The organism is Mucilaginibacter sp. GW821-FHT07H05 (assembly GCF_059418485.1).
The window spans coordinates 137148-160330 of record NZ_JBWKPY010000009.1 but is presented as its reverse complement, the minus strand read 5'-3'; the positions used below and the strand labels follow the sequence as shown (position 1 = coordinate 160330).

The window sequence follows — 23183 nt, the reverse complement described above, 5'->3', positions numbered from 1 at the left end:
ATGGAACGCATTACCGCGAAATATTACATCGAAACGCCATACGCTTTAGAAAAAGCAGCAGCGGTTTTAGCCGGCGAGCAATCGTCGGGCACATTCGTAGCCGTTCCCGGCGAAACGGAAGAGTTGAAGCAACGCTTTGCGGCACTGGTGGAAAACATTGTGCCGCTGGATGAGGCAGACCAGCCGGCCATCCCGGGTGCAATTGCTAAACCCGGTGACAAATATCAGCGTGGTAGTATTGAAGTATCCTGGTCGATAGAAAACTTTGGTTATAACCTGCCGGTGATGATCTCGACCTTGCAAGGCAATTTATACGAGCTAACCCAGTTCACCGGCTTAAAGCTGATGGATATCGAACTGCCGCCATCCTACGGTGATCATTTTGTAGGGCCACGCTTCGGTATTTCAGGCTCTAAAAAAAGCGCGGGTGTTATGGGCAGACCAATGATCGGGACGATCATTAAACCCAGTATAGGCCTTTCAACCGGGCAAACCGCCGCGCTGGTGAAAACTTTAGCCGAGGCCGGGATTGATTTTATAAAAGACGACGAGCTGCTGTCATCATCGGCCAACTCAAAATTTGAAGACCGGGTTGATGCCGTAATGCAGGTGATTAACGCTTACGCGGATAAAACGGGTAAAAAGGTCATGTATGCCTTTAACCTGAGCGACGAGGTAGATAGTATGCTATCGCGATACGAATATTTGGTTAAGGCCGGGGCTACCTGCGCTATGATCAGTCTGAACAGTGTGGGTTTATCAGGCGCTAAAAAGGTGTGCGATCAGGGCCAATTGGTGATCCACGGTCACCGCAATGGTTGGGGGATGATCAATCGCCACCCGTTACTGGGTATCGAATTTCCGGCTTATCAAAAATTGTGGCGACTGGCAGGTGTCGATCAGTTGCATGTGAACGGGATCGCCAATAAATTCTGGGAATCGGATGATTCGGTAGTACGGTCTATCGAAGCTTGTTTAAAACCCCTGTTTAAAGGTGAAACACCACTACCGGTAGTATCATCCGGCCAATGGGGAGGTCAGGCATTCGAAACCTGGCGGCGCACCCAAACCACCGACTTGCTTTACATGGCTGGCGGAGGTATTATGGCCCACCCCAACGGGCCAACCGGGGGCGTAATCGCTTTGCAGCAAGCCTGGGAAGGCGCAGTGAACGGACTTAGTTTAGACCAAGCCGTACAGCAATATCCCGAATTTGCAAAATCAGTTGAAAAATTTGGCGGTAAATAAAATGGCAAAGCAGCACAACTTATTACTGGCTTATTATGGCGATGATTTTACCGGCAGCACCGATGCGCTGGAGTTTTTGAGCCGCGCCGGGGTAAAAACCGTGCTGTTTATTGAGCCGCCTACGCCTGCGCAATTAGCCCGCTACAAAGGCCTGCAAGCTATTGGCGTAGCCGGCATGAGCCGGTCCATGCCTCCCGCCCAAATGGAGCAGGAATTGCTGCCGGCATTTAAAGCGTTGAAAGCATTAGGCGCGCCGCATGTGCATTATAAAGTATGCTCTACGTTCGATTCATCGCCCGCTATGGGCAGTATCGGCAAGGCGGCTGATGTAGGTGCGATAGTTTTTGACGGGCCGTTTATCCCCTTGCTGGTTGCTGCTCCGGCATTGGGCAGGTACTGCGTTTACGGCAATCTATATGCCCGCATGGGCATTGGCAGTCAGGGCGAAATTTACCGGCTCGACCGTCACCCATCCATGAGTCGTCACCCCTCAACACCGATGGATGAAAGCGATCTGCGCTTGCACATGGGCAAACAGACCACACAACATATCGGATTAATGGATATCCTCAGCATCGGCCTTCCCGAAAAGGAAACTGAAGATAAACTGGAACAAATTATCAACTCTGGTAAGGAAATTGTTTTGTTTGACGCTTTGTATACCGGGCAGCTATTATCTATAGGCCAACTAATCGATCAGTATGCCGATAAAAGCCAGCCGCTGTTCTCCATCGGCTCATCGGGTATTGAAATGGCTTTGGGGCAATTGTGGGAGCAGCAGGCTTTGACGGAGCCCATACAAAACTGGCCTCCCGCGGGTAAAGCCAAAACCATGCTGGTAGTATCAGGCAGTTGCTCGCCGGTTACGGCTAAGCAAATCGGGTTTGCTTTAGCTAATGGCTTTGCAGAGACAGCAATTGATACGGCAGAGATAGCAGGGGTACAGGATATATCCGTATCCATCCAAAATTATATTAACCAAGTAGTTGGCCTGATACAGCAGGGCAAACCTGTTATCGTCCACACCAGTGTTGGCGCGGACGATGCGCGGATAGATCAAACCTACCGGGCTTTTATTAAACAAGGGTTTACCGAACAAGAGATCCGTACCAAAACCGCGCAGCTTTATGGCGAGGTGCTGGGACGAATCGTCAGGGGTGTGGCTACGTCGATAACCCTGAAAAGGTTGGTAATTGCCGGTGGCGATACGTCCAGCTTTGTTGCACGGACCATGGGTATCGAGGCGGTAGAAATGATAGCGCCTGTAGCGCCGGGGGCGCCGCTTTGCCGGGCATACGCGCCGGGTACAGCTATTGATGGCATGGAAGTGAATTTTAAAGGCGGGCAGGTAGGCGCCGAGGATTATTTTTTAAGGGTATTGGGAAGCTAAGAGCGAAGGCACGTGCGATTCCCTCCCACAGGGAGGGTGTAGGGAGGGGTTTCTTCACATCGCCCAAACCTCTCCCTGCCACAACACAACCAAACACACCCCTTGCTCCGCCGCTAAAGCTATGGCGCACGCGGCCCAAGGGAGGAAACTAATTATATTACGACGAGAAAAAAAGAAGATATGAAACCAAAAACATTAGGATTGATCCATACATCGGCAACACTGATACCTGTTTTCCAGGCTTTGTGTAAGGAGTATTTGCCGGGCGTAGCCACGTTTAATATTGTGGACGATAGCCTGGTTAAAAACATCCGCGAACGCGGCGAAGTAACACCGGCTATTTATAAACGCGTGTCGGATTACGTCGATTCAGCTATTGATTCGGGGGCGGATTATGTATTAGTCACCTGCTCATCCATCGGCGCGGCCATTGAGGCAGCTGCCGAAAAGGCGGCTGTTCCTGTTTTGCGGGTAGACCAGCCTATGGCTGATATAGCAGTACAAACCGGTAAGCGCATCGGCGTGATCGCCACACTATCCACCACGCTTGAACCCACCAGCGATTTGGTAAAACGCAGCGCCGCAGCAGCCGGAAAGGATATTGAACTGACCGCCAAACTATGCGATGGTGCTTTTGAAGCCCTGATGAGCGGCGATTCGGCCACGCATGATAGCATTGTGGGCAATGCTTTGCGCGAGTTATCAAAGCAGGTAGATGTTATTTTGCTGGCGCAGGCCAGTATGGCCCGTGTGGTAGATACTTTAAGTGACGAGGATAAACGGGTGCCGATTTTAGCCAGTCCACCTAATGCCATAAAATATATAGCCGGGGTTATTAACAATTAAGCTGATGGAAAAATTGCAAAAGATCTGTTTAGGAATCAGCGGCGTATCGTTAGCTGTGTTATTAGTTGGCTTACTGACAAGTAACGCCGCTTTGTGGCAGCCCGCGGCCGTTACGCTGGCCGTTTCTTTTGCAATTGGCATCGGTGCTATAAACGCCCTAAAAAATTACCAGTATACGGCCTGGATCATTGTAGCGGTGGTATCCGCTATGATCTATCCGCAGGCATTTATTAAATGGGGACCGGTTGATCTGCGTAATAAATGGCTTATTTTGGTGATTGTACAAATGGTGATGTTTGGGATGGGCATCCAGATGAGCATCCGCGATTTTTCGGGATTGGGGAGTACAGGTAAAGGCGTTTTGATTGGCTTAGCCTGCCACTTTTCGGTAATGCCGTTAATGGGGTTCCTGCTCACCCGCATTTTTCATTTTGAGCCGGAGATAGCGGCGGGGATTATTTTGATCGGCTCGTGCAGTAGCGGCCTGGCTTCAAATGTAATGGTTTACCTGGCCCGGGCCAACCTGGTTTTATCTGTAACGGTTACCGCTATGGCTACGCTTGTGGCGCCGTTTTTAACGCCTTTGCTGATGCGCTTACTGGCCGGCACCCTCATCGAAGTGAAGTTTGTGAATATGATGATGGAGATCATCAAGATCGTTATCGTTCCCATCGGTGCCGCCTTTGTGCATGATTATCTGAAGCGTGCATCGCCGAAAGGCAAATTTATTACGCAACTTATACTTGCCTTTTGCATAGTTTGGCTCATTGCCCAACCCGTATTTTTGTGGGATTGGTTCAGCGTTCATTTTACCGAACCTGCTTTACAATCGGCAGCGGTATTTAACTTTTTAACCGGGGCCTTTATTGTAGGCTGGTCTTATCACCAATTGTATTTACGTTTCAGTAAGATAGACGAATACATCCCCTACCTGTCTATGTTCGGTATTGTGTATTTCACAACGGTAACCACGGCTGCCGGGCGCGATAATTTATTGAACGTAGGTTTATTACTCTTCCTGGCTTCGGTTATCCATAATGGGGCCGGCTACTTTTTCGGCTACTGGCTTAGCCGTCTGTTTAAACTGGACAAAAATTCGGCGCGCACCATTGCCTTCGAGGTAGGTTTGCAAAACGGCGGCATGGCGTCGGGATTGGCCGGGACAATGGGCAAACTGGCAACAGTTGGCCTGGCAGCGGCGGTATTTAGCCCATGGATGAACATATCGGGCAGCATATTGGCCAACTATTGGAGGCGCCGGCCGGTGGATGATAAAATTGTACAATATCCTGATAACCTTTCATCACAAACCGAACCCGTGATACCTTAGTTTTGAAATGGAGGCCGCATTCTGTTGCGGAATTTATCCAATAACCAATTATAACATTTATACCACCATATGAGTACTCAAGCGAGCTTAGGCGTAATTATCGGTAACCGCGATTTCTTTCCGGATCGTTTAGTATCAGAAGCGCGGGCAGATATTTTGGCGCTATTTGCCAAACTTAACCTTAATCCTATTTTGTTGGGCGAGGATGAATCCAAACTTGGCGGGGTTGAAGGTTTTAAAGATGCCAAACGCTGTGCCGAATTGTTTCGCAAACACCAGGACGAGATCAGTGGGATTTTGGTCATCCTGCCCAACTTCGGCGATGAAATTGGCGTTGCCGAAACCATCAAATTATCGGGCCTGGATGTACCCGTGCTGATACAGGCTTATCCCGACGATTTGACCAAGCTGGATGTAGCCCGTCGCCGTGATGCCTGGTGCGGTAAGATCTCGGTTTGCAATAACCTGTATCAATTTGGCATAAAATATACGCTCACCAGCCAGCACGTCATCCACCCCAACCAACCCCAATTTAGCGCCGAACTGCTGGACTTTGTGGCCGTTTGCCGCGTGGTAAAAGGGATGAAAAAAGTGCGCATCGGCGCCGTTGGCGCCCGTCCGGGTGCATTTAACACCGTTCGCTATAGCGAAAAGATCTTACAGCGGAACGGGATCTCGGTAACTACTGTCGACCTTTCGGAAATTTTAGGGCGTGCTAACCGCCTGACTGCAGACCATCCTGATGTACAGGAACATTTAGCAAAGATTTTGAACTACACCCCCATCGGCGATACGCCCGATGAGGCCATGATACAAATTGCCAAGCTGGACGTAGTATTGAACAATTATGTAGCAGAGCACTCGCTGGATGCTACCGCCATACAATGCTGGACCAGCCTGCAAAAAAACTATGGCTGCAATGTGTGTACCAGCATGAGCATCATGAGCGAGAACATGCTGCCCAGCGCCTGCGAGGTAGATGTAACCGGCACCTTAACCATGTACGCAATGCAATTGGCCTCCGGCTCGCCAAGCGCCCTGGTAGATTGGAATAATAACTATGCCGACGATCCAAATAAATGCGTGCTTTTCCATTGCGGTAACTGGGCCAAATCGTTCCTGCCGGATATTACTATCAGCAACGCGCCTATTTTGGGTACCACTGTAGGTGTAGAGAATACTTACGGCGCATTAGACGGCCGCACGCCTGCCATGCCCTTAACTTATGGTCGGATCAGCACCGATGACCCGCGTGGCGTGATCAAAGTATACATGGGCGAAGGGGTGCTGACGGACGACGCGCTGAACACGTTTGGTAACCGCGCCGTAGCCGAGATCCCCAATCTGCAGGGCCTGATGCAATACGTTTGCCGCAATGGCTTTGAACACCACGTGGTGATGAACGCCAGCAAAACCGCCGGTATTTTAAAAGAAGCCTTAGAGAATTACATGGGCTGGGAGTTTTATCAGCATAATTAATCACCATGACTGACAAGGAATTAACAGATAAATCGGTAAAGTACCGTAAAAATATCCTTAAGTATATTGTGGGTGCCAAAGCCGGGCATACGGGCGGCAGCTTATCGTGCATTGATATTTTAAATGTACTGTATAATGAAGTGCTGAATGTATCGCCTGAGAATTTTACGTCGCCAGATAGAGACCGGTATATCCAAAGTAAAGGCCATTGCGTGGAAGCATTGTTTGTTACCCTTGCAGACCAGGGCTTCTTCCCCGAATCAGATCTGGAAACTTTGTGTAAATATCAATCGCATTATATCGGTCACCCTACTAAAAAAGTGTACGGAGTTGAGCAAAATACCGGGGCCCTTGGTCATGGTTTATCGATAGCCGTCGGCACAGCCCTGGCCGCCAAAATGGATGATAAGGCTTATAAAGTTTATACCCTGCTGGGTGATGGCGAATTGCCCGAAGGATCGAACTGGGAGGCGGCTTTAACAGCGGCACACTACGGCCTGGATAACTTATGCGCCATTATAGATAACAACAAATTACAAATTACCGGCACCAACGCCGAAGTATGCAATACCGACCCGATTGACGGCAAATTTGAAAGCTTCGGTTGGGCGGTGCGCGAAGTGGACGGGCATGATGTAAAAGCCTTGAAGGAAGTTTTCGCGGCTATGCCCTTTGAAGTTGGGAAACCTAATTTGATAATAGCGCATACCATTAAAGGTAAAGGCATAAGCTTTATGGAGCACAGTGTAAAATGGCACCACGGCGTGCCGGATACGACGCAATACGAAGCAGCCTTAGCCGAGTTGGGGCATAGTTAATGTGCAGATGTGTGTATATGCAGATGAGAAAAGCGCGCTAACCCTGCAACTGGCTTCTGTTTGTAACTGAAGCCTACAGATAAATAAAGTCTGTGACTTTATTTAGATAAGATGCAAGTCACAGACTTGCCAAGATCCATAAGCTTCAGTCACAGACCGAAGCCAGTTTAATGATAATAATGGCAGCAATAACAGAAAATACAAACATCAGCTACAAGCCAAACCAGGATGTGTTTGCGGCTACGCTATTGGAACTGGCGCAGGCCGACAGGAATATCGTCGCCGTAACCAGCGATTCGCGCGGATCGGGGAAACTGGTTGGCTTTGGGCAGGCTTTACCGAAACAAATAGTAGAGATAGGCATAGCCGAGCAAAATTTGGTTGGCGTTGCCGCCGGACTGGCATCGGCAGGTAAAAAGGCTTTCGCTGTATCACCCGCCTGTTTCCTGACCGCCAGGGCCTTGGAGCAGATCAAAAATGATGTAGCCTATTCGGATAACCCGGTGCGGCTAATAGGCATCAGCGCCGGGGTAAGCTATGGCGCTTTAGGTACAACGCATCATAGTCTGCATGATTTTGCGGTGCTGCGGGCGATTAACAATATCACTATTGTGGCACCCGCGGATAATTTTGAGACGCGCGAAGCTGTAAAGCTGGCTGTGAAACATAACAAGCCCATATACCTGCGCTTCGGTAAAAAGCCAATGCCATTGCTGACAGAGGATAGCAGCATTGGTTTTGAATTTGGCAAAGGGCGGATAATAAAAGAAGGCAAGGACATCGCCATCATCGCCACCGGCGAAACGGTTTATCCGGCTTTGCTGGCCGCCCAAAAACTGGAGCAGGAAAGCGGCATCAGGGCTACTGTGGTGAGCATGCATACCATAAAACCGCTGGATACGGAATTGATTTTGGCTTTGGCCGATAAAGTACAAGCCATCATTACCGTAGAAGAACACATGGTAAATGGCGGTTTAGGCGAAGCCTGCGCATCGCTGCTGTTGCAAAGCGGCTATCATAAGCCATTTAAGATTATGGGGATCCCGGACGAGTATACCGTCACAGGATCGCAGGTAGAGATATTTGAACATTACGGTATTAGCGCAGATGGGATTGCGGCGGCTGTGAATGAACTTTTAGTTGATCAGTGATCAGTTAATTAGAGATTAGTTAAACAACCCGTTGTTTGTGTCTTCACAAACAACTCCAAAGCCGGTTTTGCTGGCGCAAGTTTAAGGGCGGGAATTGCCTGGGTTAACTTGTGCCCCGGACTGTGACAAGTTTGAAACTTGTCACGTATTACGCCACAAGTTACGCTGCGCTAAACTTGCGGGAGCGCAGGAGTGCAAAATAAACCCTGCATGTGGGGTGCTGAAACAAGTTCAGCATGACATGTTAATGAACCCGAGAAGATAAAGCCCCTCTCCTTTGGAGAGGGGTTGGGGTGAGGCTCCAATTTTAATAACCAATGATAATGAACCATATAAAAGTATTCCTCTTACTGGCGCTACTGGGCTTCGCGGGTTGCAAAAGCCGTACGGATAACCATCAAAAAAAGATGGCTATTATAGTGTCTACCCTTAATAACCCCTGGTTTGTGTTTTTGGCGCAAACGGCGGCAGCGCAGGCCAAATCGCTGGGGTACGAATCGAAGATCTTCGACTCGCAAAATAATACGGCTGTAGAGGCAGATCATTTTGAAAATGCCATTGCATCCGGTTATAGCGCCATTTTGTTTAACCCTACCGATGCCAACGGATCGGTAGCCAATGTGCTGAAAGCTAAAAAAGCGGGCGTACCTGTTTTCTGTATGGACAGAGAAGTAAACTCGCCCGATGCGGCTACGTCGCAGATCCTTTCTGATAGTTACTCGGGCTGTGTGGACCTGGGTAAGTATTTTGTAAAAAGCACCCACGCCAAAGGCAATTATGTAGAGATTTTGGGCATCGTAGCCGATAATAATACCTGGGCACGGTCTAAGGGTTTCCACAGCGTGGTGGATTATTACCCGGGCCTGAAAATGGTTGCCCAACAAAGCGCCGACTTTGACCGCAATAAGGGCATGGAAGTAATGGAATCCATACTGCAGGCCCACCCGGATATTACCGCTGTTTTTTGCGGGAACGATGCCATGGCCATGGGCGCTTACCAGGCCTTAGCCGCTGCAGGTAAGGCCAAAAACGTAAAGGTTTTAGGTTTTGATGGCGCAGGCGATGCGATACAGGGCATTAAGGATGGCAAAATTATGGCTACCGCTATGCAGTTCCCCAAAGTGATGGCGCAAACTGCCGCTAATTATGCCGATGCATACTTTAAAGGTAAACGCGATTTCCCAAAAAAGATACAGGTGGGTGTAGAAATGGTAACTGCCGACAACATTAACGATTACATTGCTTACGGTAAAAAGGATTGATCATTAGTCATTAGGATAAACTGGATTATGGTAAAAAAGATCTTAAAATATGGAGTAGCCTTAGTGGTTGTGGTGTTCATCGCCTACAATTCGGTTTACTTTAGAAAGCTGAGCGATATGAAGGCAAGCGCCGCGAAAACCTTCGATCCGGCTGGATATGCGCGTAAGTATTTGGATAAGCAACTGGTACCGGCGACGGCAAAAGCACCGGATATTGATGCCCTGATTGCAAAGCTGAAAACCAATCCTAAAGAGGCGTTTAAAGCCTATGCGCATACCTTAAACATTGGCAATACGCGCTTTTTTATGGCCAACGGCCAGGGCACCATTACCAATGTCGACGAAAGCGATGTTTACATTATTACTCACGGCCAGCAAAACCTTAAAATAGCTACCGAATACATTTTTGGCAATGCCTTGCGCGATGCACCGGGTATCATCGGCGTGAATGATTTTACCAATAGTATGGACCTGAACAATGTATCGGCCGAGGTGAATAAGCTGGTACGCAATGAAGTATTGCCGCCGTTTAAAAGCAAAGCCAAAAAGGGCGATAGCATCAGCTTTTACGGCGCATTTGAATTGAACCAGGAACATATCAACTTGAATAATATCGAGATCATACCTGTTAAACTGATCATCAAATAGATGTTAGTAGCGGCCAACATATCCAAAAGGTTCCCGGGCGTTATCGCGCTGGACCAGGTTAATCTGGAGTTGCCTGCCGGGAAAGTGACCGCCATTATTGGCGAGAACGGCGCGGGAAAATCTACCCTGATGAAGATCCTGTCGGGTGTGTATGCCGATTATGAAGGCGATATTGTTTTAGAGGGACATTCTGTAAAATTTAAAAATCCGCGCGAAGCACAGCAAGCCGGTATTGCCATCATCCATCAGGAATTAAACCTGATCCCCTATCTCAGCATTACCGAAAATTTGTTTTTAGGGCGCGAGATCAAAAACAGCTGGGGTATGCTGGATAAAAAAGCCATGCGGCAAAAGGCAGAGGAATTATTGCAGCAGCTAAAATTAGCCGTTAACCCGGATGTGCTGATCGCCGATTTAAAAGTGGGGCAGCAACAGGTGGTGGAAATTGCCAAAGCTTTACTGTACGATGCCAACGTGATTATGATGGACGAGCCCACATCTGCCATCAGCGAAAATGAAGTGGAGGTATTGTTTGGCATTATCGATAATTTAAAAAAACAGGGCAAGGCCATTGCCTATATCTCTCATAAACTGAACGAACTGTTTAAGATAGCCGACCGTTACACCGTTCTGCGTGATGGTAAAACTATTGAAAGCGGCGAAATGCAGGACATCACCCACGATCAACTTATCCATAAAATGGTGGGGCGAAATATCGATATCGTACGAAACGGCAATATCGCAAAAGACAAAAAGACTTTATTAAAAGTTGAGGGTCTTTGCCTTCATACAAAAACCAAAAAAGTATTATCTGATATCTCGTTTGAACTGAACTGTGGCGAAGTATTGGGCATTTTCGGCTTAATGGGCGCCGGGCGCACAGAATTGACGGAAGCCCTGTTAGGTACCTGCCCGGGCTTGGTGACGGGTACCATTACGCTGGATAATGATCTCGTTAAGTTCAAATCTGCTGCAAATGCGATTAAGGCCGGCATGGCCTTAGTACCCGAAGACAGGAAAAAGGACGGGCTGGTTTTAGGTTTGGATGTAAAAACCAATATCAGTTTAAGTTCATTAGAGCAGATGAGCCATGCCACCGGTTTGCTCAATAACCAGGCTGAAGTTGAACTGGCACAAAAGTACATGACCTCTTTAGCTATCAAAACCCCGTCGCACAGGCAAACGGTAAAAAACCTGAGCGGTGGTAATCAGCAAAAAATTGTAATAGCCAAATGCCTGGCTACCCGGCCCAAAGTATTAATGCTGGATGAACCGACCCGCGGAATAGATATTAACGCTAAAAACGAGATCTATAAACTGATAGCCGAGCTGGCCGCGGCGGGACTGGGCATTATCATGGTATCGTCCGAACTACCCGAGATACTGGCCATATCCGACCGGATCCTGGTGATGGCCGGCGGCCGTATCACCGCCGAATTTGAAGCCGCAAATGCAACCGAAAACAATATTTTAAAAGCAGCGATAGCTGATATATAAAGCAATAAATTATGGATTTAAGCCTGACAACCCATCGCCCTAAACTGGTCAAATTCCAATCGCTGATAGCGCTGGTCTTGCTGTGCATAGGCATTAGCCTGATGTCGGATAAATTCCTGACGGTAGATAATTCCTGGAATGTGATGCGGCAGATCTCTGTCAACATTTGTATTTCGGTAGGGATGACACTGGTAGTGCTGACCGCGGGGATCGATCTTTCTGTGGGTTCGGTACTGGCGCTTTGCGGGGCCATAACGGCGGGCCTGTTAAAATTTGGTGTAGAAGTACCATCCAATAACCTGTTCATTGGCTTCACTATTTTAGGGGCTGTTTTGGTTGGATTGATCGTAGGCTCATTGTTAGGGTTGTTTAACGGCTGGGCCATTACTAAATTTAAAGTCCCCCCGTTTGTGGCCACACTGGCCATGCTAACCATTGCCCGGGGATTGACCATGCTTTGGACCAAAGGGTTCCCCATTTCAGATCTGGGCGATCGTTTCGCCTATATCGGTACAGGGTGGTTCCTGGGTATCCCCCTGCCAGTCTGGATCTCGGGCCTGGTTGTCATAGCCGCGGTTATCATCACACAAAAAACAGCTTTAGGCCGGTATATTTATGCCATTGGCGGTAACGAACATGCTTCGAAATTGTCGGGCATTAACATTAATAAAGTAAAACTGACCGTATATGCCATTGCCGGAGTGCTGGCTGCAGTGGGTGGCATTATGGTTACCTCGCGATTGGATTCGGCACAACCCAACGCGGGTATGAGTTACGAGTTGGATTCTATCGCGGCCGTAGTTATTGGCGGTACATCATTGTCGGGCGGGCGGGGCACTATTATGGGCACCGTGCTTGGCGCTATTATTATCGGGGTGCTCAACAACGGCCTGGTTTTGCTGAATGTATCGCCATTTTGGCAACAGGTAGTAAAAGGCGGGGTGATATTATTAGCCGTAATTATTGATAAGGCCAATACCAAAAATGATTGATCAGCTAATGGAGAACAACTACATATTAGCGATAGACCAGGGCACCAGCAGTACCAAAACCATTGTTTTTGATAACAAAGGAAATGTATTGGCTAAAGCCACCGAACCGCTGAAAACAAATTATGATGAAGGCGGCTTTGTAGAACAGGATCCCGAAGAAATTTATAGCAACGTACTTACATCTGTTAAAAATTGCTTGCTTGAGTTTCAAAAAAACGGAGGCGACCCTGCCGGTATCAAAACCTGCGGCATTAGCAACCAGCGCGAAACCTTTGTAGTTTGGAACGAGTTTGGCCAGCCTTTATACAATGCCGTAGTATGGCAATGCAAACGATCGGTACCCATCTGTCAGCGACTGATAGACGGGGGTATGGAAGCCGAGATCAATCAAAAAACAGGGCTGATCATCGACCCGTATTTTTCGGGCACCAAACTGATGTGGCTGAACGAACACATCCCGCTTGTAAGGGCAACTGTAGGCGAACGGCAGGCCCGTTTCGGCACAATAGATACCTGGTTATTATACAAGTTAACCAAAGGCAAAAAATACCTGACTGATTATACTAATGCGTCGCGTACCTTATTTTTCAACCTGCACACGCTGCAATGGGATAAGGAACTGTTAGCTAAGTTTGGCTTAAGCCGGCTTAAACTGGCAGAACTAAGGCCGTCTTCCTCTCATTTTGGCGATACGGATTTCGGCGGGTTATTGCCTGCACCTATTCCCGTCATGAGTATGATCGGCGACTCGCACGCGGCGGCTTTTGGCGAGGGCTGCTTCGCTCCGGGAACGGCTAAGGCTACTTTAGGCACAGGCTGCTCTATTCTGATGAATATCGGCGATAAACCTAAAACATCCGGTAACGGAATGATCACTACTATTTGCTGGAGCACCGAGCAACAGGTAGATTACGCGCTGGAAGGTGTCATTGTATCCTGCGGATCGACCATCGAATGGCTGAAGAACGAGTTGGGTATCATTGCCGATGCCGCCCAAACCGATGCCATGGCCAATGCCGTAGCCGACAATAATGGCGTATATCTTGTCCCCGCCTTTAGCGGCTTAGGCGCCCCGCATTGGGATATGAACCGCAAGGCCAGCATCAGCGGATTAACTTTTGATTGCAATAAAAACCACATCGTACGCGCCGCGCTTGAATCTATCCCCTACCAAATTAAAGATGTAATTACCGCCATGCAAACTGATGCGGGAATCCAACTTAGCGAGTTGATGGTACATGGCGGCCTTACCGCCAACCAGTTTGTGCTCCAGTTTTTAGCCAGCCTGCTGGATTGTGCCGTAGTGCGCAGCGAAATGCCCGATATTTCGGCCCTGGGCGCGGCTTTATTAGCCGGGCTAAAAGCAGGGATTTTTAAAGATCTTACGGCTATCAAAAAATTGTATGCCCAAAAATCCACAATCGAAAACGGCAAATTTGCCGATCACATCAACGGCTACTACCTGGGCTGGCAGCAGGCCGTAAAATAGCTGATACGCAATCGTTCCCGTAAATAATTCTGGCTGCGGTTGTCTTAAAAAACAAAAGACTTTTCTTAATATCGTATAAATAAACCTGCTAACCAAAGCATTATACCGTAACCAAGCCCGATGAGCGTGTGCAACGTTCATCCAACCTAAAATACAAACTATGCAACGCAATTTTGTAAAAGGCATTTTGGGGCTATGCGCCTGTGCCGCTATCAGCACCCAGGCAATTTGCCAAACCGCGCCGGTAAAACCACCGCCTGCAATAGTGGCCGGCATACCTGTAAATTATGATGAAGACAAAGCAGGCAACTATACCCTGCCCGATGTTTTGACCCTGAAAAACGGCAAAAAGGTAAGCGATAAACAAACCTGGATAAGCAAACGCCGCCCCGAAATAGTTAAACTATTTGAGGAAAACCAGTATGGCAAAATGCCCGGCAAACCTGCAGATATGCACTTTAATGTGTACGATAAAGGCACACCCGTATTTGGCGGCAGCACCCTGCGCAAACAGGTGACGGTTTATTTTACCAAAGATACCGCCGATTATAAAATGGATCTGCTAATGTACCTGCCGGCTAAAACTACCGGGCCGGTCCCGCTATTGCTGATGATATCCTTCTCGCCTAACTCCACTACCGCGGTTGACGACCCGGGTGTGAAACAGGGCACCATGTGGGACAGGACAGGGAAAAAAGTAGCCGCCCCAAAAGCGGGATTAGGTGCGCTAAATAAAACACTGATCGAAAGATTTACATCGCAGGGTTATGGTATTGCTACCATTTACTATGGCGATATTGAGCCTGATTTTAAAACAGGTTATAAATACGGCATCATTGGCAAATATTTAAAACCGGGCGAGACTATGCCTGGTGATAACGATTGGGGCGCTATTTCGGCATGGTCGTGGGGGTTGAGCCGGGCAATGGATTATTTGGAAACCGATAAGCAGATTGATGCTAAGCGCGTTGCGCTGCATGGCGTATCGCGCCTGGGTAAAACCGTGCTGTGGACCGGCGGGCACGATCAGCGTTTTAAAATGGTATTGGCCAGTTGCTCGGGCGAGGGCGGCGCGGCTTTGAGCAGGCGCAACTACGGCGAAAACCTGGCGCACATGAGCGATACCTCCCGCTACTACTATCAATTTGCCCCGCAATGGCATAAATATGCCGGCGATTTTAACCTGTCGCCGGTAGATGCGCATATGCTGGTGGCATTGATGGCGCCCCGCTTCCTGCTGCTGCAAACCGGCGATACCGACCTGTGGTCTGATCCTAAAGGTGAGTTTCTGTCGGCTATAGCGGCGCAACCTGTTTACCAGTTGTTTGGGCAGCAGGGACCGGATAATGTAGCCTGGCCGGCGGCTAAGGATACCTCCATTGCTTATCATCCGCTGGGCTATTATATGCACCAGGGCGGGCATGGTACGGTACCATCCGACTGGGATATATACCTGGAGTATGTGAAAAAGTTTTTATAGGATCTTAATTCTTCCCGTGCAATCACTGGATAGTCAGGTTCCTTTCTGCAAAAACAATTTGTGCATCCTGTTATATATTTTTTAATAAAATCATTTAAAATCAATAAAATTGCAGAATAGAAAAATCATAACGATATAAGCACATCAAAATGAAAAACAAGCTCATCATCTTTTCCATATCATTAATATCTGCTTTTGCTTTTACCGCTTGCAACAGCGAGCATGCCGCAAAACCGGATGTTGACAGCGCAGGCAATTACACGGCTACAAACCCTTACCGCGATACCTTTAAAACTACCAGCACTACCGGCAATGCCACCACGGTAGATAATAGCGGTTCGGGCGGTACTGGGATAGTTAAACCCAATGCAACGCCTGCCAAGCCGGATACCGCAGCCGTTGCAGCTGCGCCTGAAGCTAAGTAAACGGGCATTGTACCGCGCCCTTCATAAATTTAACTTATAAGCAAAACAAACCACTGCAGCCGGTGGTTCTATCAGTTACTTATGGAGTTACTGATAGAAATATTTGGCGAAGGGAAGGACCTTACCATCCAGCAAATGAGTTGCCGGGGTATCGTGGTGTTTTTTATCGCCCTGCTGCTGATCCGCATATCCGGCAGGCGCTCGTTTGGTTTACACACCCCGCTGGATAATATCATTACCATTTTATTAGGCGCCATATTAAGCCGTGCGGTTGTGGGCGCATCGGCTTTTGCGCCTGTAATTATCGCCAGCCTGGTTATTGTTAGCTTACACCGGGTATTTGGCTGGCTGATTGTAAAATACCCCGGCTTTGCCAAACTGGTTGAGGGCGATAAGCGCTTACTGTTTAGCAATGGCAAATTTAATAAAGAAGAACTGGAGAAAGCTTTGCTGTGCCAGGAAGATACGATGCAGGGCGTCCGTAAATCGGCCATGACCGAAACCCTGGAAGATATTGATAAAATTTATATGGAGCGTAACGGGGAGGTCACTTTAGTCAAAAAACCAACACCCAGAAATTAATCAAAAAGAAAGTTTATTTCAAACAAAAGGGTTGTACATGGTGTTATTAGTATATGACAGAGCAGAAACACACCATATTTCCCATTAAGTTTACCTATAACGGCGTGGGCTTTGAAACCAAGGCATTAAAATATGCCTACCATCATGAAGTATTATACAAAATTGCTTTACCATCCGCCGTGTCGCCGGTTCAACAGTGCTGGCTATCTTTAAATAATGATGGAGCGTGGAAGTTTATTTTGGGTAACGTTGATGATTCCTTAGTGCAGCAAATGATCACTTCTATCCAAAAACAGGAACAGGTGCTCACCATTTACACGCACACAGTAACAAACCCTCAACTTAAATCAGAACTTAAATCGGCTTAGGTCATAAATTTATTAAGCATTGCCAGGTACCGGTCGCCTGACAATTTTATTTTCCGCAACCAGTAATATCAGCAACAGCAGCAGGCCTACGACAAAAAAGCCGTCCAGCGCCAGGGCCGAATTACGCATGGTGCTGGTATTGTCTTCCACAAAGGCGAAAACAGCCAGCCCAACCACAATGGAGAGTTTCTCGGTAGCATCGTAAAAGCTAAAATACGATGCGGTATCCGGGATATTTTCGGGAAGCAGCTTGGCATAGGTTGAACGCGAAAGTGATTGCACCCCGCCCATTACTATCCCAACCGCAAATGCAGCTACGTAAAACTGGCTTTGGTTAGTTATGTAATAAACACATAGACAGATTACCGTCCAAAAAACCACCAATACAATCAGCGCTTTGGTATTGCCGTATTTATTGGATGCTACCGAGGTAAGCCACGCACCTATTATGGCAACCACTTGTATCACCAATATAATAGTGATCAGGTCATCGTCTTTCATGTGCAGTTCTTTAGCTGCAAACTCTGCGGCCACCAGCATAATGGTTTGTACACCTACCGAGTAAAAGAAGAACGCCGGCAAAAACCGCTTCACTAAAGGCATGCTCTTGATTTTCCCGAACACTTTTGCCAACTCTTTAAAACCACCTGTAAATACATTGAATTTATGCGACCCGGCGTTTGGCTGGCCTTTGGGCAATATCTTAAAGGGAATTATGGCAAAGCCTACCCACCATACAAAAACGATGATGAACGATATGCGCGCGCCCATATCTTCGGTAATACCGAACGAGTTGTGAAATAGCACCCCTACCAGGCAAACCAGTTGCACTACAATACTGCCGGCAAACCCATAAATAAAACCTTTGGCGCTCACATCATTCTGCTTATCAAGCGTGGCTATTTGCGGCAGATAGGAGTTATAAAAAACGAAGCCGCCGCAATAGCCAATGGTGGCCAGCCCAAAGCAGATCATCCCAAATTCTATCGGCCCCCCTTCCTTCATAAAAAAAAGGCCGGCGCAGGCTAAACCGCCCAACCAGGTAAATAATTGCAGATACCGTTTTTTTGCCCCGCGATAATCGGCAATGGAAGTTAGTATGGGCAATAAAACTACAATAAGCAGGTATGATGCAGCCAGGATATAGTTTTGCAATACAGTATTTACAAACTTATGCCCAAAAAAGCTGACCGTATTTTTCCCATACCTGGTATTAGCGGTAATGCCGACATAATAGGCGGGGAAAATGGTGGACGTGATCACCATGTTATAGGATTGGTTGGCCCAATCGAACATGCACCATGCCCAAATGGTTTTCTTGTTATTCTTTTCTTCCATTGCTGCACTAAAATATATAAATTTTGGTGCTTATAAAGTATCTCGCTTAAAGCAAAATAAATAGGATTATTTAGCGCTCTTATCTTCTGCCGGGATAGTGAACCAAAAGGTTGCCCCTTTACCCGTTTCACTTTCAATATTGATATGGCCGTGGTGCCGTCTTACAATTTCGGATGAGATATATAAACCCAGGCCCAAACCCGCATATTTTTGCGATGTTTCATCAACCCGGTAAAACCTGTCGAACAAAAATTCCTGCTTCTCTTTTGCTATGCCTATGCCAAAATCGGTAACCGCTATTTTAATTCCGTGATCTAATTGGGTAACTGTAATGATCACTTTTTCGCCACCGGGAGAGTATTTAATAGCATTTGAAATTAAGTTGACTATTACCTGTTCTAAACGGTTCCTGTCGGCATAAATGCTGATGCCGGCGCCACCCTCAATTACCAGCTTATGCTTTGAAGATTGGATGTGCAGGTCTTCGCAACATTCGGATATTAATTCGTTTAACTTAAAGGTAGTTTTCTGTAGTGCCAGTTTACCAGCCTGTATTTTTGTAACATCCAGCAGATCTTTGATCAGCTCTATCAGCTTGTCTACCTGTTTAATACCCTTTTGAACAAATACCCTGGCAGGCTTCATTTCTTCGTTTTGCAGGGTAATACGTTCTATCATTTGCAAAGCCGCTTTTAAGCTGGTAATAGGCGTCTTTAATTCGTGACTGGCTATGCTGATAAATTCATCCTTTTTATTTAATAACTCCCGGGTAGCCTCATCAATGAGTTTTTGCATGGTGATATCCAGCAAGGTGCCGATAAAGCGGTTAGAGACACCCTCATCATTAAAGTAAGCCCGGCCTTTAGCTTTAAGCCACTTAATCCGCTCGTTAATTGGTATCGTCCTAAACTCTATATCGAACTCTCCCGAATCTTTATCCTTCAGGGTTTCGGTAATACTTTCCTGAACCCTATCCCGGTCATCCGGATTTATCATTTCTAAAAACTGGGTAATAGAAACATGTCCTATAGCAGGCAGGCCAAATATCTCTTTACAACGTTTATCCCAAATCAGCTTCTTTTCCCGCGGATCATAATCCCAGGTACCCAAGCCTGCCGATTCTACGGCAAATTTCAGTCTTTCCTTACTTTCAGCTAATAAACGTTCTACTTCGGCTAATCCTTCTGATACCTGCCTTTTATCGGTAATATCTTCAATAGCTAATAATATCAATTTTTCGCCATTGATGTTATCAATTTCGCGGGCATTAGTACATAAGATCCTTTTGCCAATTGACGGAAATATTTGCACTACCTCAACATCTGCCAGTTGTTTTTTGGCGGGCAGTACCTTTTCTAATAACTCTCTTAAATCGGGAATATCCCATTGATGGTTACCCAATTCATAAATATAGTAGCCTTCAACCTCCTTTTCGGTTAGTTTAAACTTGGTATAAAAGCCACCTGTAGCCCGCTTAACACGCAAGTCCTGATCCAGGATAATTAAAGGATCGCGGATGGTACTTACTATGCCTTCGGCATACAGGCGGGTATTGTTCAACTGCTCATTCCTGTCCAGCAGCTCCTTGTTAACGATCATGATCTCCTCGTTAGTGCTTTGCAGCTCTTCTTTGGATGTTTCCAGTTCTTCGTTCAGGCTTTGCAATTCCTCGCTGCCTGATAACAGCTCTTCGTTGGCGCTTTGCAATTCCTCGTTAGCGGTTTCCTGCTCCTCGGTTATGGCGCGCATATCGGCGCGTGCCTGGGTCAGTTCTTTTTCCAGTTGTTCAATACGCAGTTCATTTACATCGTACGATACCTGCTCGGCAGGTGGAATAATACTACCATAAGCTTCCTGTAAACCTGTTGAAGACGAATTTTGAAAAACGATAAGATAATGCGGTTCGGGTAAATCCTTAAGCGGTACTGCCTGCATGTTTACAAAATGCTGTAAGCCATTCAGTTTAAAAAACACAGCGAACTTACGCGCGGTCAACCCGGTTTTTTTTGCCTGGTGCAGGATGTTGCGCAGCTCGAAGGTAAGGCCTTCGCGGGCCAGCTTCAGTACATTAAAACTTGGCTTTCCGCTGGGTGGGGTTAACCAGGTTTCGGTTAGTCCGCGGAATTGTAGCACGTCAAACTTATCGTTAACCAATACCGATGCCGGCATAAAACTGGCCAGCATCACCTCATCGGCTATTTTATAAACATCTTTATTAACACTTTCTTTTTGTACGCCTTTATCTATTTCCCTGAAAGTTTGCTCGCGCCCTTGCGAACTAACGGCCATAAAACGCCCTAAAGGGCCCTTACGGCGATATATTTTTTCGGTATTGTTATAAGGTGTAAAAATATCGGTATTGGTACCAATCGTTTCTGATTTACCCAGCATCAGGAAACCTTCTTCGTTTAACGAATAATGGAAAGTAGTTAAGGCCCTTTTTTGCAGTACGGGCTCCAGGTATATCATTACGTTGCGGCAACTCACCAGGTCTATCTTTGAAAAAGGCGGATCTTTGAGTAAATTATGATTAGCAAATACGCACATATCCCTAATCGTTTTGGCTACCTGGTAATTGCCATCCATCTTAATAAAAAACTGTTGTAAACGGGATAGAGAGATCCCTTCCAGTTCGCTTAACCGGTAAATGCCTGTGCGGGCCTTGGCTATGGCTATTTCAGATATATCGGTAGCAAAAATCTGGATCTTCATGGCCGCCGCTTTATCGCCCAGTTGTTCCTGCAGGCATATAGCCATGGAGTAGGCTTCTTCGCCGGTTGCGCATCCTGCAACCCATATCCTAAATGGTTCGTTTTCCGTTTTTTTACTGATCAGTGCCGGGAATATGCTGTTACATAAAACCCCGAAACTTTGCGTATCCCTGAAAAAGTTGGTGACCGATATCAGCATATCATTATACAGGGCATCCTGTTCGCTCTTATTTTCACGCAAAAAATGCAAATAATCAGTAGGCCGCTCTGTTTTACTTAAAGCCATACGGCGGATAATGCGGCGTTTTAAGGTGCTTTTTTTATAATAAGTAAAATCAACACCGCGGCGCACCCGCAGCACGGTTAATATCTGCTTAAATATTTCTCCATCCTGCTGTGGTACAGCTTCAGATATTTCGGATGCCGAATAATCCGTATGAAAAGGAGTATTAATGGCAATCAGGTGCCGGGCTATGTTTTCGGGTGATAGAACAAAATCAACTGCGCCCGACTGTACAGCGCTTTTGGGCATACTATCAAAGGCGGCCGAACTTTCATCCTGTGCAAAGGTTAGGCCCCCGTACGATTTTATGACCTGCAGGCCCAGGGTACCATCGGTTAACGCGCCCGACAGCACAACCCCTATGGCATAACTTTGATGAACAACCCCTAACGATGAAAAGAAAAGATCGATAGTGTTATTTTTTTTATGATTTTTATTTAAGGGGGCAAGCTTCAATATACCATCGGTGGTAGTCACCATTTTATTTTGCGGGATGATATAAAGATTATCCGGTTCCAGGTGAATATTGTCGGTAATTTGCTGAACCGGAAATGGCGTTACTTTTTGAAGTATTTCGGGCAAAATACTTTCGTGCGAGGGGCTTAAGTGCTGCACAAAAACATAAGCCATACCCGATTTGGCGGGTAATGCTTTTAAAAATGTTTTAACAGCATCCAGCCCCCCTGCCGAGGCACCAATGCCAACAACAGGAAACTGCGATTTAGAAGCGTCTTTATCGCCCGTTTTTCCCATCAGGTACTATTTTTAGAAAGCTGCGGCTATTATATCAGGAAAAGCCTACCGGTATAAATGTACAGTAATTACAATGGCTTTTATTGATTAGTGTATTTATAATTACAGGCGTAGTTTACAATTGTTTAAAACAACTGCAAATTATGCTTACGATAGGCTTGCAAAATATGGTCGGCAGGGTCCAGATCGGTAATCAGGCAGTTGATCTGCTGCAGGTCGCAAACCCGCATACGCTGTACCGAATTTAGTTTCTCGGCGATGCACATCACTACCAATCGCTTGGATGCTTTTATCATCGCTTTTTTCACCTGCACAATATCCATATCCGAATCTGTTACCCCGTCCTGCAGCGAAATACCGTTGGTACCCAAAAAGCAGATATCAAACTTAATTTCATTTAAATAGCTTACCACCTGCGTACCCGTGCAAACCTGCGAGTCTTTTGATAGCTCGCCCCCTATCAGCACCACCTTTATTAAAGGATGATCTGCCAGTTGCAAAGCCACGGGCGGACTGATGGTAAATATCGTTGCCGACATATCTTTAGGCAGCATCATTACCATCTCAATAAGGGTAGTACCTCCACCGGTTAAAACCACCATCCCGTCCTTTATTAAGCGGATCCCTTTACGGGCGATAGCCTTTTTAGCGTCGGCAGCATAAATATCGTTATTCTGGAACGGGTAATGATAGGAGCGTGATAAGGCCCCTCCATGCACCTTAACTATCTGGCCCGATTCGTCCAGTTCATTCAAATCGCGGCGGATGGTATCTTCCGATACATTCAGCTCGATGGCCAGATCGGATGACAGTACCTTGTTATGCAGATTTACCTGCTTAATGATGTAAGTGTGCCGTTCTTTTTTAAGCATGACAAGGTGTATTTTTTACAAAAAGGTTATTTGCGTTTTTTTGCATGGTTTATAAATAAAATTAGCTAAATCATGCAAAAGTTAAAATTAATTTTACATATCTTTATTAACTGCTTAGTAAACATACGGTTTTTTGCTTATAAACATGCAAAAACCTGCAAGTTTACAAACAGGCTTGCATCGCAAAACAAACAACAAAAATAAATTAACCAAACAATTCA

General features: G+C 46.7%; 19 protein-coding genes. 16 read left to right on the top strand and 3 right to left on the bottom strand.

Features of this window, described 5'->3' with window-relative positions; genetic code table 11:
- From AC07M6_RS22640 to AC07M6_RS22565, 16 genes are all read left to right on the top strand, one after another.
- The gene (locus AC07M6_RS22640; RefSeq protein WP_494893439.1) at positions 1-1248 is read left to right on the top strand and encodes a ribulose-bisphosphate carboxylase large subunit family protein; all 1248 of its coding nucleotides are present in this window, start codon (positions 1-3) and stop codon (positions 1246-1248) included.
- 1 nt (position 1249) lies between these two features.
- Positions 1250-2638, top strand: a complete 1389-nt coding sequence (locus AC07M6_RS22635) for a four-carbon acid sugar kinase family protein (RefSeq protein WP_494893437.1) — start codon at positions 1250-1252, stop codon at positions 2636-2638.
- A 180-nt stretch (positions 2639-2818) separates the two neighbouring features.
- Positions 2819-3484 carry an aspartate/glutamate racemase family protein gene (locus AC07M6_RS22630; RefSeq protein ID WP_494893435.1) on the top strand — a complete coding sequence of 222 codons (666 nt, stop codon included), beginning with the start codon at positions 2819-2821 and terminating at the stop codon, positions 3482-3484.
- A gap of 4 nt (positions 3485-3488) precedes the next feature.
- On the top strand, positions 3489-4814 hold the full coding sequence (locus tag AC07M6_RS22625) for a bile acid:sodium symporter family protein (RefSeq protein ID WP_494893433.1): 1326 nt from the start codon (positions 3489-3491) through the stop codon (positions 4812-4814).
- Positions 4815-4883: 69 nt separating this feature from the next.
- Entirely contained in the window at positions 4884-6293 is a 1410-nt protein-coding gene (locus tag AC07M6_RS22620) for an L-fucose/L-arabinose isomerase family protein (RefSeq protein ID WP_494893431.1), read from the top strand.
- A gap of 5 nt (positions 6294-6298) precedes the next feature.
- Positions 6299-7111 carry a transketolase gene (locus tag AC07M6_RS22615; protein ID WP_494893429.1) on the top strand — a complete coding sequence of 271 codons (813 nt, stop codon included), beginning with the start codon at positions 6299-6301 and terminating at the stop codon, positions 7109-7111.
- Positions 7112-7290: 179 nt separating this feature from the next.
- On the top strand, positions 7291-8262 hold the full coding sequence (locus AC07M6_RS22610; protein WP_494893427.1) for a transketolase family protein: 972 nt from the start codon (positions 7291-7293) through the stop codon (positions 8260-8262).
- 323 nt (positions 8263-8585) lie between these two features.
- The gene (locus tag AC07M6_RS22605; protein ID WP_494893426.1) at positions 8586-9524 is read left to right on the top strand and encodes a D-ribose ABC transporter substrate-binding protein; all 939 of its coding nucleotides are present in this window, start codon (positions 8586-8588) and stop codon (positions 9522-9524) included.
- 27 nt (positions 9525-9551) lie between these two features.
- Positions 9552-10172, top strand: a complete 621-nt coding sequence (locus AC07M6_RS22600) for a DUF2291 domain-containing protein (RefSeq protein WP_494893424.1) — start codon at positions 9552-9554, stop codon at positions 10170-10172.
- Complete coding sequence (locus AC07M6_RS22595) at positions 10173-11669, top strand: sugar ABC transporter ATP-binding protein (protein ID WP_494893423.1); 1497 nt, start codon at positions 10173-10175, stop codon at positions 11667-11669. It abuts the gene before it with no gap.
- Between the two features lie 11 nt (positions 11670-11680).
- Complete coding sequence (locus tag AC07M6_RS22590) at positions 11681-12661, top strand: ABC transporter permease (protein ID WP_494893422.1); 981 nt, start codon at positions 11681-11683, stop codon at positions 12659-12661.
- A 7-nt stretch (positions 12662-12668) separates the two neighbouring features.
- Positions 12669-14150 carry an FGGY family carbohydrate kinase gene (locus tag AC07M6_RS22585; RefSeq protein WP_494893421.1) on the top strand — a complete coding sequence of 494 codons (1482 nt, stop codon included), beginning with the start codon at positions 12669-12671 and terminating at the stop codon, positions 14148-14150.
- A 160-nt stretch (positions 14151-14310) separates the two neighbouring features.
- On the top strand, positions 14311-15630 hold the full coding sequence (locus AC07M6_RS22580; RefSeq protein WP_494893419.1) for a glucuronyl esterase domain-containing protein: 1320 nt from the start codon (positions 14311-14313) through the stop codon (positions 15628-15630).
- Between the two features lie 149 nt (positions 15631-15779).
- Entirely contained in the window at positions 15780-16055 is a 276-nt protein-coding gene (locus tag AC07M6_RS22575; RefSeq protein WP_494893418.1) for a hypothetical protein, read from the top strand.
- Between the two features lie 81 nt (positions 16056-16136).
- A complete protein-coding gene (locus AC07M6_RS22570; RefSeq protein ID WP_494893417.1) occupies positions 16137-16637 on the top strand; it encodes a DUF421 domain-containing protein in 501 nt (166 codons plus the stop codon).
- Between the two features lie 53 nt (positions 16638-16690).
- On the top strand, positions 16691-17005 hold the full coding sequence (locus AC07M6_RS22565; protein ID WP_494893415.1) for a hypothetical protein: 315 nt from the start codon (positions 16691-16693) through the stop codon (positions 17003-17005).
- A 12-nt stretch (positions 17006-17017) separates the two neighbouring features.
- Here AC07M6_RS22565 and AC07M6_RS22560 read toward each other — a convergent pair whose 3' ends face one another.
- From AC07M6_RS22560 to AC07M6_RS22550, 3 genes are all read right to left on the bottom strand, one after another.
- A complete protein-coding gene (locus tag AC07M6_RS22560; RefSeq protein ID WP_494893413.1) occupies positions 17018-18343 on the bottom strand; it encodes an MFS transporter in 1326 nt (441 codons plus the stop codon).
- A gap of 66 nt (positions 18344-18409) precedes the next feature.
- The gene (locus AC07M6_RS22555; RefSeq protein WP_494893411.1) at positions 18410-22090 is read right to left on the bottom strand and encodes a CheR family methyltransferase; all 3681 of its coding nucleotides are present in this window, start codon (positions 22088-22090) and stop codon (positions 18410-18412) included.
- A gap of 125 nt (positions 22091-22215) precedes the next feature.
- A complete protein-coding gene (locus AC07M6_RS22550) occupies positions 22216-22962 on the bottom strand; it encodes a DeoR/GlpR family DNA-binding transcription regulator (RefSeq protein ID WP_494893409.1) in 747 nt (248 codons plus the stop codon).
- Positions 22963-23183 lie beyond the last annotated feature (221 nt).